The organism is Acinetobacter sp. YH12126 (assembly GCF_013418745.1).
Classification (GTDB): Bacteria; Pseudomonadota; Gammaproteobacteria; order Pseudomonadales; family Moraxellaceae; genus Acinetobacter; species Acinetobacter amyesii.
This window is the reverse complement of sequence record NZ_VPBM01000002.1, coordinates 452,113-468,857: the sequence shown is the minus strand read 5'-3', so window position 1 is coordinate 468,857 and position 16,745 is coordinate 452,113. Positions and strand designations below refer to the sequence as shown.

The following is a 16,745-nucleotide window of genomic DNA, read 5'->3' as shown; positions in this document are numbered from 1 at the left end:
TTGTGCTGGCGACAATAGCAAGAGTGAACCACCTGATCCCTTCCCGAACTCAGAAGTGAAACCTCTTAGCGCTGATGGTAGTGTGGGGTTACCCATGTGAGAGTAAGTCATCGCCAGCTCATTATTCGAAACACCCCCTGACTCGTGCAGGGGGTGTTTTTTTATGCACGGAGAAAAAAGAAAAAAGGAAAAGAACGTTATAAAAGTAGAAAAAGCTAAAGCACAAAAATAGGAAAACGAGAGATATTTAAAATGAATGAGGCTAAACAGCGCTAAAAATTTACATCAAGGTGAGTTTATATTCTTTATAGTGAAGTACGGTCTCAATGTATAAAAAGAATAGGATGTACATATGCTCCAAAATCTCGATGAAGTCTCTATTTTAGAGATATTGCAGCAACGCTTTGAGGCAAATATGCAGCGGCATCCAGAATTGCTTTGGGATGATGTTAAAAAGCAATTGATTGCACAGCCCTCAAAACTAAAAATTTTAATCGAAATGGAAAAAACAGGCGGTGAGCCAGATATTGTTATGCTGAATCGGCAATCTAATGACCTGATATTTTATGATTGCAGCTTAGAGTCACCAAAGCTTAGACGAAGCTTGTGTTATGACCGTGATGCCTTGGATAATCGCAAGGATCATCCTCCCAAAAATAACGTTATAAACATGGTTCGAGACATCGGTGCTCAGCTACTGACGGAAGAAGACTATCGAGTGATACAGCAAGTTTTTCATTTCGATTTAAAGACTTCGAGTTGGATCGTAACGCCAGCGGATATTCGGCAAAAGGGCGGGGCACTGTTTTGTGACCGACGTTACGATCATGTATTTAGCTACCATAATGGCGCGCAGTCATATTATGCGTCTCGTGGATTTCGCTGTAAGCTGGTGATTGCTTAGTCTCAGTGCTATCAATGCATTTAAAACAATCAAGAGTGTTCAAACGAGCTTTTCTATATATATGGTTACGTTTGTTTTTTAGTCATTTAAAATTTTTCTAAACTAAAGATAGAAATAAATGATCGTGTGTCTTTCTGAAGTTGAATGAAAGAATAGAAGAATTAAACCTAAAAACAAGGACATTATGATTTAAAAAAAGAAGTTAAATAATCATATACTGATAATGTTTAATAATTAAACTAAAGCATGAAAAATAACACAATTAACATGTACTTATAAGCGAATAGATTTATTAAACATACGTCTAATATCCCTAGAAAACACTGTTCCGTATATTCCGTGGCTGTTGAATTTTACTTAAAAATTCAATGAATGTTATGGACAAGTACTCATGGGAGATGAGAACGATGACAACGGAAAAAATAGACATAAATTCTGTAGTCGATAAGGCTAAATTTACCCCGTTCCACTTCAATGTAGTGGCTTGGTGCTTATTGATTATTTTATTTGATGGCTACGATTTAGCGATTAATGGCGTGGTTTTACCTTTACTCATGCAAGACTGGGGCTTAAGTGCAATGCAAGCGGGGATGCTTGCCAGTACTGCGCTCGCAGGGATGATGTTTGGTGCCATGTTCTTTGGTTCTTTAGCAGATAAGATTGGCCGTAAAAAAGTCATCATGATCTGTATTGTTTTATTTAGTGGTTTGACCTTTGCCGGTGGTTTTGCGTCAAATCCAACAGAATTTGGTATTTTGCGTTTTTTGGCTGGTTTAGGGATTGGCGGTGTAATGCCTAACCTTGTGGCTTTAACGTCGGAATACGCGCCGCAGAAGATGCGTAGTACACTAGTAACGACGATGTTTAGTGGTTATGCAGTCGGTGGTGTGATGGCGGCACTTTTAGGTTCATGGTTCACCCCTGATTTTGGTTGGCAAATCATGTTCTTTATTGCGGGTATTCCACTGTTCCTTTTACCTGTCATTTGGAAATTCTTACCTGAATCTTTGGCATTTATGGTGAAAGAAAACAAACAGGAAAAAGCCCGCAGTATCGTGAAGCGCTTAGCGCCTGAAGTGAAAGTGACTGAAAATACAGTGTTCACTTTACCGCAAGAAAATGTACCTGAAGCTGCTAACGTGGTGAGTTTGTTCCGCCGTGGTCGTGCCGTAAATACATTGCTGTTTTGGGTGGCGTTCTTTACGTGCCTATTGACCATGTATGCGCTAAGCAGCTGGTTACCAAAACTGATGATGGCAGCCGGTTATTCTATGGATAACAGCTTAATGTTCATGATGGTCATGAACGTGGGCGCAGTTGTGGGTATTGTTGGCGGTGGTATTTTGGCTGACCGTTTCCATTTAAAACCTGTGCTGATGGTTTTGGGTATGATGGGCGCGATTGTGATGAGCTTGATGGGCTTCCAATCGAATCAGTTCTTGCTATACATTTTGGTATTCTTGGCAGGTGCTGCATCTATTGGTTCGCAAATGCTGCTATACAGCTATGTGGCGCAGTATTACCCACTTGCTGTACGTTCGACGGGTATTGGTTGGTCTTCTGCAATTGGACGTATGGGCGCAATTGTAGGCCCGATTTTGATTGGTGGTTTGCTCGGTATGAACTTACCTGCGCATTTCAACTTTATGGCGGTAGGTTTACCTGTACTGATTACTGCAATCGCGGTTGCATTGATCATGCATGAAAATGACAGTGATAAAATTGATGTTAAAGATGCATCTACAGCCAATGCTTAAGTCGTGATTCTTTAAATAGAAAAGCCTCCGTAAGGGGGCTTTTTTTTGGGTTATTTAAAATGCTAATAAAATAATTATTTTATATTTTCTAATATTCTATATTTATAAGTTTTTAAAAAAGATATAAAAACTTAACTATGACTATTTTATGGGGGGAGAGATGGAGTTTATTGAGCAAATTAAAGAAGTAATGAAGGAATCGCGAAAAGAAATGCATGTTGATCAAATAGCAGAAGCAATCGTAGCGAAATATCCTCATACTCAGCAGCATCTAGATGTTTTATCTAAGAAAATCTCTTCGATACTTTCAAAGGATATTGACAAATATAAAACAAAATCAGAGTTCACAAAACCAAAAAATTCTAAAGGTGCTCCAAGACGGGGAATTTACAGATTAAAAATCAAAAAAGTTGTACCTGATATTGTTCCACCGCCACCTACAGTTAATGCACTGTATACGGGCAAGGCTGGTGAATTTGCAGTGATGGCTGAATTATTATTTTTTGGATTTAATACATCATATATGGCTGTTGATGATGGTATTGATCTTGTCGCAGCAAAAGATAATAAATACTTTCATATACAGGTTAAAACAGCCAATATATCTGAATCAAATAATCAGTATAGATTCATGATAAATCAGAGATCTTATGATTCAAAGGATGCATCATGTACTTTCTATATTTTTGTATTACGATCATGTAATGGTCCATCTTATGTAAATAATTATATTATTCTTCCAAATAGTGATATCAGTCGATTACTGGAATCTGGAACTATTACACAAGCGGCTAAATTATCCATTCGTATTGAACGCGATAAAAATGGAAAATATTTATTAAATTCAAAGGAAACTGTGAATTACGCTTTAAATAGATTTGATAAAATTCGTTAAATAAACTGATTTATATGACCAATTCTGCCATGGTCATTAATTGACAAGCGATATTTATAGAAATTACAAATAGGTATTATGATCATGCAATTTAATTCTATCTCCCCAATCCCTGAAGATGATGAAGAACTGCATCTGCCTGAACTGGTGTACTGGGCATCTTTAGGTGAACTCGCAGAAGTCGAAAAATCTTTGGCAAATGGCACAGACGTAAACACTGCCGATGACGAAGGCTATAGCGCACTGCATGCAGCCGCAGAAAACGGCTATTTAGACGTAGTGAAGCTATTGGTAGGCAAAGGTGCAGACGTAAAGCACAAAACCCAATACACCGCTTTAGAACTTGCAGAGATGGCAGGTCATGACGATGTTGTGGCGTACTTAAAAAATTTGTAAGCCATATATTTTATAATGTTGATTCATAAAACACCCGCATGCAATATGCGGGTATTTTCATTTTAGTATTATTGTTGCTGTTGCTGTTGCTGTTGCTGTTGCTGTTGCTGTTGCTGTTGCTGTTGCTCAAGCTCCTGCTGAATCGCTTGATTAAACGCAGGCAAGTCATCTGGACAACGAGAAGTAATGAGCACCCAACCACTCGTATTACAGCGGTGCACCTGCTCATCGACCCAATGTGCACCCGCATTTTCCAAATCCAAACGAATACTTTTATAAGACGTCAGAGTTTTATCACGAATTCGTTCAGCATTAATGAGCGCCCAAGGACCATGACAAATTGCAGCAATAGGTTTTTGATGGTCAGCAAAGTTTTGAATAAGTCGCAGTGCATCTTCATCGATCCGTAGATGATCTGCATTGACAGTTCCGCCTGGAATTACTAACACATCATAGTCTTCAGCATTTACGCTGCTCAATTGGGCATTGGGTTGAACTTCAGCTTCGACCTTTTTGTCGGCTTTTACTGTTTGGACAACCGCATGCTTAATAGCGGCATGAATGGCTTCAATTCCCTTTTCATTTAAATAATTTAATGGTTGGATCAGCTCGTCATGTTCAACACCGACATTTGACGTTATCACTAAAGCTTTTAAAGTCATGATTGACTCCTTGCAATGAGGATTGTCTACCACGCTAACAAGCTGACAGATTTGGGTATGTAATAATTTCGCAGGAAACTGTAAGAAGTTTTGACAGAGATGTTATGCGAAAGTTCTAGATTAGAGCGAACTTTTAAAAATCAGCTAGAAAAAGAAAACCCCAACATCCTGTTGGGGTTTTCTTCGTATTTCGTGTTCTAGATACAACTCCTTGTCATATCTCACATCCTGATGCAGAAACTTATTGTTATTGTTTTATGTTTCGGAAACTTCCTGTCTCCTGATAACTGTAGATTAGGCCTGTTTCAGAAACTTGGAAAGCCGCAATTTTCTGCATGTCATGTAAGCCAAAACGTACAAAATTATTCTGTTACCTTTGCAAAGAAAAATCATCTGATTAATTGATTAGAATCAAATGATTATAAAAGGGAAGGGAACAGTAAATGAAACAATGCTTACAATATTTTCGAACGCCTAGCCTTATCGTCGGCATCCTGATGATCGCCGCATGCCATGCAGGAAGCACTACATCTAAAGCACAAGATCAAACACCAAGCCAAGCTCAAAATTCTGCACAAGTCCAGCAAGAACAGCGCTTTAAAATACAAAAAATCGCTCAATTTAATGAGCCTTGGGCCATCCAGCCGCTCTCAGACGGCCGTATATTGCTGACTGAAAGAAAAGGTCAACTGATCATCTTTAATCCTCAAAACCAGCAGAAAATACAGGTGAAAAACCTTCCTAAAGTTGCCTATGGCGGACAAGGCGGCTTAGGTGATATTGCACTTGATCCGCAGTTTGAAAAAAATCATCAGATATATCTGAGCTATGCAGAAACAGGACAGGGTGGTTATGGCGCTATCATCGAAAAAGCCACTTTAAACCTCAATGAAGCTGTGCCAAGTTTAAAACAGCGAAAAATCATTTGGAGGCAAATTCCAAAAGTAGAAGGTCAAGGCCATTATTCACACCGAATGCAGTTTGGCGTAGATGGAAAATTATGGGTGAGTTCGGGCGAACGTCAGAAGTTTGATCCTGCACAAGATCTGCAGTCAAATTTGGGTAAAGTGCTGCGCTTAAATAGTGATGGAACACCTGCTGCAGATAATCCATTTCAGACCCAAGGCGAGGTTGCAAAGCAAGTGTGGAGCTTCGGGCACCGTAACCCTTTAGGCATGGCATTTGATGCAAAACAGCAGCTTTGGGTGGCTGAGATGGGCCCGAAAGGCGGTGATGAGTTAAATCTCGTGCAGCGTGCGAAAAACTATGGCTATCCGCATGTGTCGAATGGCGATCATTATGATGATCAACCGATTCCTGATCATCATACACGGCCTGAATTTGAAGCGCCGCTCATCAGTTGGACACCTGTGATTTCACCATCCAGTCTGATGTTTTATCAGGGCGATCGTTTCCCACAGTGGAAAAATAAGGCCCTGATTGGTGGCTTATCTTCACAAGCGATTGTAATTGTTGATACAGAGCTTAAACCTGTCCAAGAAACACAACGAATTGCCATGCCACAGCGTATCCGTGGACTCATTGAAGCCAAAGATGGCAGTATTTGGGGCATTGAAGATGGAGAAAAGGCATGGTTATTCAAAATTGAGCCGAAATATCGACTAAAAAATAAACAAAAAATTCAAAAAATAAAAAAAAGCCCCTACGGGGCTTCTCACATACAGGCCTACACGAATTTTAAATACGTCAGCTAAGCCGCATAGTGCTCATCGGCATTAAATGCATTGGCTTGAATTTGAATCAATTTACGATTTCCCTGTTCTCCATTCATCCGCCAATGCGCAATTTTAATATTATCCACAATAGCAACATCGCCTTTATGCCATTGTAAAAGCAGAGCATCTTTATACATCGCATCAAAAAATTGCTGCTTTTCGGCATCGTTCCATTCAATTTGTTGACCTTCTAGCGTGTAAATTTCCCATGTCAGTTGCATGCCGTCCGCCGTTGAATCGATTTCAATCTCCCCTCGATTTTCAAAGCAATTTTTCGCGGCCTGATGGGTAAATGGGTTGGTATTATTGGCAAAAGCCCACGGCTGAATCACATGCTTTTTTGTATCGGGGTGATGAATCACCAGTGGCGAACGCTGCAAGGTTAGTTTGGCTTTTTTATCTTGTCGAATCTCTAAACTAAACGGGCTCTTTTTCAGCAATAATCGGTCAAATAGTCCCACCTCACGTGCCGAAACATAAGAAAAATGGTTCCATGCGCCGAGATATTTTTCTTGTAGATATTTCGGAAAATTCTCCCAAATTTGCTCTAAGTTATTGAACCCAGTTTCTGCCAAATACGTCGAAGGTTCCTGACAGAATAAGGCGATATAACGCGAGCGTTCTGAGCGCACGCCACCTTCAACATGCGGGCCTTGTACCGAGTTTTCGACTGGACCCAATTGCACTGTGTTGCGGTCGATATAACGACGGTAGTCACCTGCGCCGAGCAATTTCTCGCTGTATTTTCGCATCCATGATGCAACCCAGCTGGGCATATTGGGGTTAAATGCATTCCATGGGGTAAACTGGAAATATTGTTCAATCAGTTGGTTAAATTGTTCGGGTTGCTCGATGTTAAAACCACGAAACAGTAAGATGCCATTTTCATGGATTTGTTGTAAAAGCTCTTGTCGATGCGCGCCAATATATTGTGCAAGATCTTGCGGGCTATTGTGTTCTGGAGCGGCATGAAAAATGCGGGTAAAACTATTCAGTTGTTGCTGTTGCAATTGCATAGGTCATTCTCTAATTTTTTAATTCAATTTTTATTGTTGTCGCCTAATCCCTAAGCGCTGACAGTTCGAGCTGCTGAACTCGCAGCCGTTATTCTGTCTAAATTCTCTGCCGATTATAAGTACAGTTTTACTGTTGCGATGTAAGTATTGTTGATAAATTGCGATTTTTCGACGAATAGAGCGCGATCGTTGAATGAATGACGACATGAAAAAAGCCCTCGACATCCTATCGAGGGCTTTTTAGATTCATTCTAAAGATATGACTCCTGTCATACCGATCAGCGTTCCTGCTGCATGTGCATTATTTATTTTTATTGCAAGACATCCTGTCTCTGTATGTTCTTACTATAGGCGCGTTGCTGTTGAGGCTACAGGCGTAAATACTGCAAGTGCTGTAGGTAAATGCCTACAGCAGAACGTCGCTAAATCCTGCTAGTGTAGTGATCTAAATAACAACAATGAGTTTCGCGCATGCCTGCAACACAAATCGATATACGGATGCAATACAGCATAGAACAAGAGCAACAGCTGATAAATGCTGTCTTTGACGCCATACAACAGAGTTTTCAATTGCCTCGATATGACCGCAATATACGTTTGCAAGTGCATGCGCCACATCGGTTTCAGGTGTTTGATCATTTGACGCAGCCTGAGCGCTTTACGCATATCACCATTGATTGTTTTGCGGGACGAACCTTAGCAACCAAGCGTAAGTTATATCAATTACTGGTGCAAAATTTGGTGGAATTTGGTATTCCAGCAGACCATATCATCATTACCTTACGTGAAAGCCCTCTAGAAAATTGGGGGATTCGAGGTGGTCAAGCCGCCTGTGATGTTGATTTAGGTTTTCAGGTGGATGTTTAGTCTGTGCAAATACATGGATTGTTGCTTTCATGAAGCCTAAACGAAAAAGCCCCGACATCCTGTCGGGGCTTTTTCGGATTCATTCTAGCGGTATAACTCCTGTCCTACCGTTAAGCTTCCTGCTCATTGTCTTATCATTGTTGTTTTATGTTCAGTGACATCCTGTCGCTGTATGACCTTAATATAAAAGTAATCCAATAACGTGAATAGTGTCTATTATCCGCATCTGATGTAAGCCAAAACGTACAACACCTAAATTATCATTCTGTCCGTCGCGTCAATGTATTGCACAGCATTAAGGCTATCGACCGTTAGATCTATGCATCCATATTATCTAAACCGCTTTTAAAACAGCAGGAAGCTGGTTTTGATGTGATTAAAGTCTTCATCAGCGGTGTTACATATTTTTGCGATTAATTGGTTGAATGGTGAACTAATTTATCAGACATTAAAAATTCATAATGAAAAATATACAGGGAATAAGATCGATGCTAAGAATACTTACACAACAACGGACGACATCAAAACTTCAGCTCACATTAGGCTGCGTTATTGCGCTTAGTGCTTCAGCAAGTTGGGCAGCATCTCCACAAGAGATTATGCAAATTGCGGAAAGTCAAAAGCAAAGTTATTTAGAGACCTTGAAAACCTTGGTCAATATTGAATCCGGCAGTAAAGATATTGAGGGTTTGAATCAAATTGCTAAGGTGGTCGCAGAGCAATTAAAAGCCACAGGGGCTGAGGTGAACGTGATTCAGCCCAAAGACATCATGAAACTCGATGGTGCGCCAGATCAGACAGGGCCGATTGTAAAAGCGGTACTGAAAGGCAAAGGTAAAACGAACATTATGTTGTTGGCACATAATGATACGGTGTATCAAAAGGGCCAATTACAAGGTCAACCGTTTCGTATAGATGGTAATAAAGCCTATGGTTTAGGTATTTTGGACGACAAGCAAGGTGTTGCTGCAGTGATTCATGTCTTGGATATGCTGAAACAGCTGAAGTACCAAGATTACGGCACCATTACGGTGTTAATTAATTCAGATGAAGAAATCAGTTCACCCGGCTCGCGCCAATTGATTATGGATACAGCTCAAAATCAGGACGTTGTCCTCTCCTTTGAAACCGGTGGTTTAGAGGGAAGTTTGATGTTAGCCACTAGTGGGATTGGTGCGGCTTATTTAGATATTAAAGGGCGGGGTTCGCATGCGGGGGTAAAACCTGAAGCAGGGGTCAATGCCTTGACAGAACTGGCTTTTCAGATTCAACAATTAGAAAATCTATCCAATCCGAAAACGGGTTTAAAGCTGAATTGGACTGTTGCGACGGCTGGAAAAACCCGAAATGTGATTCCTGACCATGCGACAGCGCAGGCAGATGCTCGTTCCTTAAAACCACAAGATTTTGCTGAGTTGGAAAAAACATTGAAGCAAAAAGTCAAAACCAAAAAATTGGCGGAAAGTCAGGTCGAGGTCAAATTTGAAGTCCGTCGACCACCTTTAGAAGCCAGTCCACAAGCCAAAAAATTGGCCGCGACAGCCCAGCAGATTTACACAAACGAATTAAAGCTGCCGATGAAAGTTGAAACGACCGCTTGGGGTGGTGGTACTGATGCCGCTTTTGCTGGGGTTAGTTCGAGAGCCGCGATCATTGAGGGACTAGGCATGTCAGGTGATGGATTACATTCAGATAAAGCTGAATATATTTTGACAGATTCTATCGTACCGCGTTTGTACTTGGTGACCCGTTTAATTGTGGAGAGTTCTAAAAAGTAATCGTATCCGATTGGGTGAGATCTAATGAGCCATTGCCCTGAGTTTGGTTGTGGCTCATGTTAGAGCTATTCTTATGTAGCATTTGAAATGAAAAAAGCCCCGACATCCTGTCGGGGCTTTTTCGGATTCATTCTAGCGGTATAACTCCTGTCCTACCGTTAAGCTTCCTGCTCATTGTCTTATCATTGTTGTTTTATGTTCAGTGACATCCTGTCGCTGTATGACCTTAATATAAAAGTAATCCAATAACGTGAATAGTGTCTATTATCCGCATCTGATGTAAGCCAAAACGTACAACACCTAAATTATCATTCTGTCCGTCGCGTCAATGTATTGCACAGCATTAAGGCTATCGACCGATAGAACTATTGACCCAAATCGATCTAAACCTGTTTTAAAACAGCGGGAAGCTGGTTTTGATGAGATTAAAATCTTCATCAGCGGTGTTACATATTTTTGCGATTAATTGGTTGAATGGTGAATTAATTTATCAGACATTAAAAATTCATAATGAAAAATATACAGGGAATAAGATCGATGCTAAGAACACTTACACAACAACGGACGACATCAAAACTTCAGCTCGCATTAGGCTGCGTCATTGCGCTTAGTGCTTCAGCAAGTCGGGCAGCATCTCCACAAGAGATTATGCAAGTTGCGGAAAGTCAAAAGCAAAGTTATTTAGAGACCTTGAAAACCTTGGTCAATATTGAATCCGGCAGTAAGGATCTTGAAGGCCTGAATCAAATGGCCAAAGTGGTGGCAGATCAGTTGAAGAATGTCGGTGCTGAAGTGAGTGTGATCGAAAGTACAGATATTTATCGCATGGACGATACACCTGAGACAATGGGACCAATAGTTAAAGGGGTATTGAAAGGTCAAGGTAAAAGTAAAATCATGATGATCGCGCATATGGATACGGTTTATGAACGGGGAATGCTTAAAAACCAACCGTTTAAAATTGACGGTAATCAGGTCTATGGCTTAGGTATCATTGATGATAAACAAGGGGTAGCTGCAATTTTGCATGTTTTGAATACCCTTAAAAAATTGAATTATAAAGACTATGGCACGATCACTGTTTTGATGAATTCAGATGAGGAAATCAGCTCACCTGCCTCACGTAAGTTGATTACAGAAACAGCACAAGATCAGGATGTGGTGTTGTCTTTTGAAGGGGGCGGTAAAGATGGTAACTTACGTCTGGCAACCAGTGGCATTGGCGCAGCCTATTTAGAAATTAAAGGAAAATCTTCACATGCCGGTGTGAAACCTGAGGCAGGGGTGAATGCACTCACTGAGCTCTCTCACCAAATCGCACAAATGCAAAATCTATCTGATCCTAACACTGGGTTAAAGCTGAATTGGACTGTGGCGGAAGCGGGTAAAACACGCAATGTCATTCCAGAACATGCTGCTGCACAGGCGGATGTCAGAGCACTACGTGTCCAAGACTTTGAGGCCGTGGAAAAAACGTTAAATGAGAAAATCAAAAATAAAAAGTTATCAGATAGCCAAGTCAGTGTGAAATTTGAAGTCCGCCGTCCACCGTTGGCTGTAAATGATGCCTCTAAAAAGTTGGCTGAAAAAGCGCAAGACATCTATAAAAATGAGTTAAACATTCCATTGACTGTTTCTTTGACTCCAACAGGAGGCGGTACTGATGCTGCTTTTGCTGGAGTAAAGTCGAAAGCTGCTGTAATTGAGGGAATGGGATTATCAGGAGATGGGGCTCACTCAAGCAATGCAGAATATATTTTAAAAGACAGTATTATTCCGCGTTTGTATTTGGCAACACGATTAATTGTGGATGTGTCGAAAGCAAGATAATATTCTATATCGCAATGATTAGAAGGAGCCTACCTAGGTGGGCTTCATTATGATTAAGCATACAGAACGAAATGAAAAAGCCCCAACGTCCTGTTGGGGCTTTTTCGTATATTGCTAAGATTCAACTCCTGTCAAATCAATCGCTTCCTGCATGTTCCATTCTTTTTATTCTAGAAACTTCCTGTGTCTGTATGCTTTAACTTTATCGTGGATGATGCATGGCGTATAGCTGCCATCTGCTGAAAATAATCTAAGCCTGAACCTACAAAAGGCGGCATCTATCACGCGAACGGCAAGAATTAAGTACTCACATATTGCAGTAATTTTTTGAAAATCCCCTTAACCGCTTTGTTGTCAAAATCATTCGGTTCGAACTTATCTGTTTGATTGCGCGTGAAAATGTCACGAATTTCAACCACAGCATTACTGTCAATTAAGCCCAATTGGGTTGCCACTTGGCGAATTTGATCAATCGAACGTGAACCATTGGTGCCACCATAGCTAACGTATGCCGCAGGTTTTCCGGCCCATTCTTTACCGAGGTAATCCAATGCATTTTTGAGCGCAGGGCTGTAGCCGTGGTTATATTCAGGGCTAATGAAAATAAATGCGTCACCTTGCGCGATTTTATCTGCCCATGCTTGTTGTTTGGGTTGGTCATAAATCCCGGTTAATGGTGGATGTGCGCCTGCAAAAATAGGCAGATCCCATTCTTTTAAATCGACAATTTCAGTTTCTACGGTACTGTAGTCATAGCTTTCGATTTCTGAAAGTAGCCAGTTGGCAATCTTAATTGCCGTACGGCCTTCGCGGACACTGCCGACAATAATATGAAGTTTCATCGTATTTCCTGTCTTGTTTTAAAGTCTTGCATTAAATTAATATGAAAACGGTCCGTTGCATATACAGAAAATGTATCGAGTCGATTGATAGTTATAAAAATAGTGATAAAAAAAGCTCCCGAAGGAGCTTTTTATTTGCTGAAACTTAGATCAGTTTCACGCCTTGTTGACCGGCAGGGGTCACTTTGAAAATTTCAACTTCAAAGGTGATATTTTTACCAGCTAGAGGGTGGTTGAAATCCACTTCGGTAATGTCTTCACCTACGGTTTTGATTACTCCATACAGACTTTGTTTGGCTTTATCTTCAAACTCAATCATATGGCCTTCAACAGGACGTTGCTCAAATTTGACGGTATCAAATTTTTGTACGTTTTCTGGGTTCCATGGACCAAAAGCATCTTCAGGAGGAAGGCTCACGGTACGGCGGTCACCTGCACGTAAACCGAATAAAGCTTTCTCAAAACCCGGTAATAAGCTGCCATCACCCATGACAAGGCTGACAGGTTCAGCACGGCTACGGGTATTGTCAATTTCTACGCCATTTTCAATAGCAACAGAAAAGTGAAGGTCTACTTTAGAGCCTTCTTCAATACGAGTTTCCTCGTTAGGATTGATAAAATCAGTCATTTTGCGCTTCCGCACGTTGAATTCGGTGTTTTTCTAAGAAAAACGTATCGATAAGAAGCAGAATCGTGCCTAAAGTAATGGCACTGTCTGCAATATTAAATGCAGGAAAGTGGCTGTTGTTGTAATACACGTGAATGAAATCCACCACATAACCTAAAGATACACGGTCAATTAAGTTGCCGATTGCGCCACCTAAAATCAGGGCAATCGCAAGTGGTAAAACTTTCACGTTTTTTGGCATACGCATGAGCCAAAATACAAAAATGACAGACACAAGTCCTGCGAGTGAAGTAAAGAAATAACGTTGCCATCCACCGGCATCGGACAAGAAACTAAAGGCTGCGCCATAGTTATGTAGTAATGTCCAATTTAAAAAGGGCATGACAGGTACAGGATCTGCGTAGTTCAGATGTGTACTTGCAATCCATTTGGTCCATTGATCCAAAATAATGGCAACAATGGATAAGCCCACCCACACTAAATTGTGTGGGTAGAATTGAAAGAAGCCCTTTTTTTCTTGTGGATTAGGCATATTTTCTCTCTTCGCCTTGACCTGTAGGAAGGTTAATAATACAACGAGAACAAAGACCTGGATGTTCGTGATGTGTATTCACATCTGGCAATACATGCCAGCAGCGTGCACATTTTTCACCGTCAGCAGCAGAGACTTTGACATTTAAACCATCAAGGTCAGAGGCTTCACCTTGCGCTGCATCAAACTCATTGACAATCACTTGAGAAGTGATGAGGACAAAACGCAGTTCTTCACCGAATTTGTCTAAAACAGCTTTCAGCTCAGCATTGGCCCAAAGTTCAACTTTAGCAGACAAGTTTGAACCCACAGTTTTTGCAGTACGTGCAGCTTCAATAAACTTGTTCACTGCAGATTTAACGGTGATCAAGGTTTGCCATTCAGCTTCAGTCACTAAATTTGCTGTAGAGGCTACAGGAATGTCATACCACTCCGCAGTAAATACATATTTCTCAGATTGCTCTGGAATTAACGGCCAAGCTTCTTGTGCGGTAAAGCTCAAGATTGGAGACATCCAACGGACAAAGGCTTGAACCAAGTGATACAACGCAGTTTGCGCAGAATGACGCGCAGCTGAGTCTGCCTTAGTGGTGTACTGACGGTCTTTGATGATGTCGAGGTAGAAACCACCCAAGTCATTAATACAGAAGTTGGTCAATGCGCTGGTCACGATATGGAAGTTCATATCTTCATAGGCTTGCTGAATGGTTTTCTGTACTTCCGCAGCACGTTGCAAGATGTATTGATCAAGCGCGATCAATTGATCAACAGGCAACGCATCCGTCGATGGTTTGAAGCCATTCAAGTTAGCCAACAAGAAACGCAATGTGTTACGGATACGGCGGTAACCATCTGATGCACGGCTAAAGATTTCTTTACCTGCAGTCATTTCATAACGGTAGTCTGCAGAGGCGATCCAGAAACGTAGACCATCTGCACCCATGTCTTTGATGATGTCTTGTGGAGTGATCACGTTACCGATCGACTTCGACATTTTGCGGCCTTTTTCGTCAACAACGAAGCCGTGAGTCAATAAGCCTTTGTAAGGTGCGCGGTTATTAATCGCCATAGACGTCAACAATGAAGACTGGAACCAGCCACGATGTTGGTCAGAACCTTCAAGGTACAAGTCAGCAGGGTCTTGCAATTCTTCACGTTCACGGAGTACTGCAAAGTGTGTTGTTCCAGAGTCAAACCAAACGTCTAGAGTGTCACGAACTGCATTGTATTGCTCTGCATCTACACCGATAAACTCAGACGCATCACGGTTATACCAGCCGTCAATACCTTCTTGCTCAATCAGCTTCGCCACTTTTTCGATCAGCTCAGGCGTACGCGGGTGAAGTTCGTTGGTGTCTTTATGCACGAAGAATGGAATTGGCACGCCCCATGTACGTTGACGTGAGATACACCAGTCTGGACGACCTTCAATCATCGATTGGATACGGTTTTTACCCCAATCCGGTACGAAGCTGATGTCATTTTCAATCGCGTTCAATGCACCTTGGCGTAAACCTTTTGCATCCATGCTGATGAACCATTGCGGTGTTGCACGGAAGATAATCGGTGTTTTATGGCGCCAGCAATGTGGATAGCTATGTTTGATCACCACATGTGCCCAAAGTTTGCCTGCTTCGGTTAAAGCAGCAATGATTTTTGGATTGGCTTTGTAGATGTGTTCGCCTGCAAAAATTGGCGCAGTTGGTAAATATACACCGTTGCCGCCGACAGGATTGTCAACTTTCAGGTTGTACTGTAAGCCAACTTTATAGTCGTCCACACCATGACCTGGCGCGGTATGTACAGCACCTGTACCACTACCATCAGTCACGTGCTCACCTAAGATTACTGGTACTTGGCGTTCAGCAATTAACGGATGTTGTAGTACTAGGTTTTCAAGTTTTGCACCTGCAAACTCAGCAATTACTTCAACTGCGTTAAAACCATAACGCTGCGTTGCAGATTCAACCAATGATTTTGCAAGGATGAAGTTTTGCGCTGCTTTGTCTTCGCCAGTTGCTTTCACCAATTGGTATTCAAGTTCAGCATGTAGAGCAACCGCTTGGTTGGCAGGCATAGTCCAAGGCGTGGTTGTCCAGATTACGATATCTGTAGAATCGCTAACTGTAACACCTAGGCGTGCAGATAAATCAGCCAAATCAACAACGCTAAAACCAACGTCAATCGCATCTGATTTTTTGTCTTCGTATTCCACTTCAGCTTCAGCTAAGGCAGAACCACAGTCCAAACACCAGTTGACTGGTTTAAGACCCGGCTCAATATGGCCTGCTTTGGCAATTTCACCGAGCGAACGAACGATGTCGGCTTCTTGTTTGAAGTTCATGGTGAGGTAAGGGTTGTCCCAATCACCAAATACGCCCATACGCACGAAGTCTTTTTTCTGTAATTCGACTTGGGTGTAGGCATATTCACGGCACGCTTTACGGAAAGTTGATGCATCTACTTTTACGCTGACTTTACCGACTTTTTCTTCAACTTTCAGTTCGATTGGAAGACCGTGACAGTCCCAGCCCGGTACATACGGTGCGTCAAAACCGTCCATTACACGGCTTTTGATGATGATGTCTTTTAAAACTTTGTTTACCGCATGGCCTAAGTGAATTTGACCATTTGCGTATGGAGGGCCGTCATGAAGCACATATTTTTTCTTGCCAATACGCGATGCACGAATCTGCTGATAAATGTTGTCGGCATACCACTCTTCTAACCATTTCGCTTCACGTACTGCGAGATTTGCTTTCATCGCAAATTCAGTACCTGGGAGGTTTAGCGTGGCTTTATAATCCACTGCATTTTCAGGAGTTTGCTTATCGCTCATGCAAGTTGTCTTCCAAATTTATCAGCCCGTTGACTGACGCGTTTTACAATAAATAATCGGGGT

General features: G+C 41.5%; 15 protein-coding genes and 1 rRNA gene. 10 read left to right on the top strand and 6 right to left on the bottom strand.

Annotated features, from left to right (window positions below):
- Positions 1–4 precede the first annotated feature (4 nt).
- The 5 genes from rrf to FTU62_RS02240 all read left to right on the top strand — a co-directional run bounded on the left by rrf (position 5) and on the right by FTU62_RS02240 (position 3,952).
- Positions 5–119: ribosomal RNA gene (gene rrf / locus FTU62_RS02260) — 5S ribosomal RNA — on the top strand.
- 233 nt (positions 120–352) lie between these two features.
- Positions 353–904: a DUF4256 domain-containing protein gene (locus FTU62_RS02255; protein ID WP_180101715.1), complete on the top strand. Its 552-nt coding sequence runs from the start codon at positions 353–355 to the stop codon at positions 902–904.
- Positions 905–1,311: 407 nt separating this feature from the next.
- The gene (locus FTU62_RS02250) at positions 1,312–2,661 is read left to right on the top strand and encodes an MFS transporter (protein ID WP_180092598.1); all 1,350 of its coding nucleotides are present in this window, start codon (positions 1,312–1,314) and stop codon (positions 2,659–2,661) included.
- A gap of 160 nt (positions 2,662–2,821) precedes the next feature.
- Positions 2,822–3,556, top strand: a complete 735-nt coding sequence (locus FTU62_RS02245) for a group I intron-associated PD-(D/E)XK endonuclease (protein WP_180101714.1) — start codon at positions 2,822–2,824, stop codon at positions 3,554–3,556.
- An 84-nt stretch (positions 3,557–3,640) separates the two neighbouring features.
- Positions 3,641–3,952 carry an ankyrin repeat domain-containing protein gene (locus FTU62_RS02240; protein WP_180101713.1) on the top strand — a complete coding sequence of 104 codons (312 nt, stop codon included), beginning with the start codon at positions 3,641–3,643 and terminating at the stop codon, positions 3,950–3,952.
- A gap of 68 nt (positions 3,953–4,020) precedes the next feature.
- On the opposite strand, the gene FTU62_RS02235 is transcribed toward FTU62_RS02240, so the two are convergent.
- On the bottom strand, positions 4,021–4,614 hold the full coding sequence (locus tag FTU62_RS02235; protein ID WP_180101712.1) for a type 1 glutamine amidotransferase domain-containing protein: 594 nt from the start codon (positions 4,612–4,614) through the stop codon (positions 4,021–4,023).
- A 443-nt stretch (positions 4,615–5,057) separates the two neighbouring features.
- Between FTU62_RS02235 and FTU62_RS02230 the strand changes: the two genes are divergently transcribed.
- Positions 5,058–6,329, top strand: coding sequence for a PQQ-dependent sugar dehydrogenase (locus FTU62_RS02230; protein ID WP_180101711.1), 1,272 nt, complete (start codon positions 5,058–5,060; stop codon positions 6,327–6,329).
- Here FTU62_RS02230 and FTU62_RS02225 read toward each other — a convergent pair.
- Complete coding sequence (locus FTU62_RS02225) at positions 6,326–7,366, bottom strand: TauD/TfdA family dioxygenase (protein ID WP_180092613.1); 1,041 nt, start codon at positions 7,364–7,366, stop codon at positions 6,326–6,328. The genes FTU62_RS02230 and FTU62_RS02225 overlap by 4 nt on opposite strands.
- A gap of 259 nt (positions 7,367–7,625) precedes the next feature.
- Between FTU62_RS02225 and FTU62_RS02220 the strand changes: the two genes are divergently transcribed.
- From FTU62_RS02220 to FTU62_RS02205, 4 genes are all read left to right on the top strand, one after another.
- A complete protein-coding gene (locus FTU62_RS02220) occupies positions 7,626–7,802 on the top strand; it encodes a hypothetical protein (RefSeq protein ID WP_171263829.1) in 177 nt (58 codons plus the stop codon).
- 35 nt (positions 7,803–7,837) lie between these two features.
- Positions 7,838–8,233 (top strand): tautomerase family protein, encoded by a 396-nt coding sequence (locus FTU62_RS02215; protein WP_078194522.1) that lies wholly within the window; start codon positions 7,838–7,840, stop codon positions 8,231–8,233.
- Positions 8,234–8,721: 488 nt separating this feature from the next.
- Positions 8,722–10,011, top strand: coding sequence for a glutamate carboxypeptidase (locus FTU62_RS02210; protein WP_180101710.1), 1,290 nt, complete (start codon positions 8,722–8,724; stop codon positions 10,009–10,011).
- A 537-nt stretch (positions 10,012–10,548) separates the two neighbouring features.
- On the top strand, positions 10,549–11,841 hold the full coding sequence (locus FTU62_RS02205; RefSeq protein WP_180101709.1) for a glutamate carboxypeptidase: 1,293 nt from the start codon (positions 10,549–10,551) through the stop codon (positions 11,839–11,841).
- Positions 11,842–12,140: 299 nt separating this feature from the next.
- On the opposite strand, the gene FTU62_RS02200 is transcribed toward FTU62_RS02205, so the two are convergent.
- The 4 genes from FTU62_RS02200 to ileS all read right to left on the bottom strand — a co-directional run bounded on the left by FTU62_RS02200 (position 12,141) and on the right by ileS (position 16,682).
- Positions 12,141–12,683: an NADPH-dependent FMN reductase gene (locus FTU62_RS02200; RefSeq protein WP_180084481.1), complete on the bottom strand. Its 543-nt coding sequence runs from the start codon at positions 12,681–12,683 to the stop codon at positions 12,141–12,143.
- Positions 12,684–12,828: 145 nt separating this feature from the next.
- On the bottom strand, positions 12,829–13,311 hold the full coding sequence (locus FTU62_RS02195) for a peptidylprolyl isomerase (RefSeq protein ID WP_078190656.1): 483 nt from the start codon (positions 13,309–13,311) through the stop codon (positions 12,829–12,831).
- Positions 13,304–13,843 (bottom strand): signal peptidase II, encoded by a 540-nt coding sequence (gene lspA / locus FTU62_RS02190; protein ID WP_180084480.1) that lies wholly within the window; start codon positions 13,841–13,843, stop codon positions 13,304–13,306. The genes FTU62_RS02195 and lspA overlap by 8 nt, the downstream gene beginning before the upstream one ends.
- On the bottom strand, positions 13,836–16,682 hold the full coding sequence (gene ileS, locus FTU62_RS02185; RefSeq protein ID WP_180101708.1) for an isoleucine--tRNA ligase: 2,847 nt from the start codon (positions 16,680–16,682) through the stop codon (positions 13,836–13,838). Before ileS ends, lspA begins: the two co-directional genes overlap by 8 nt.
- Between the last annotated feature and the right edge of the window lie 63 nt (positions 16,683–16,745).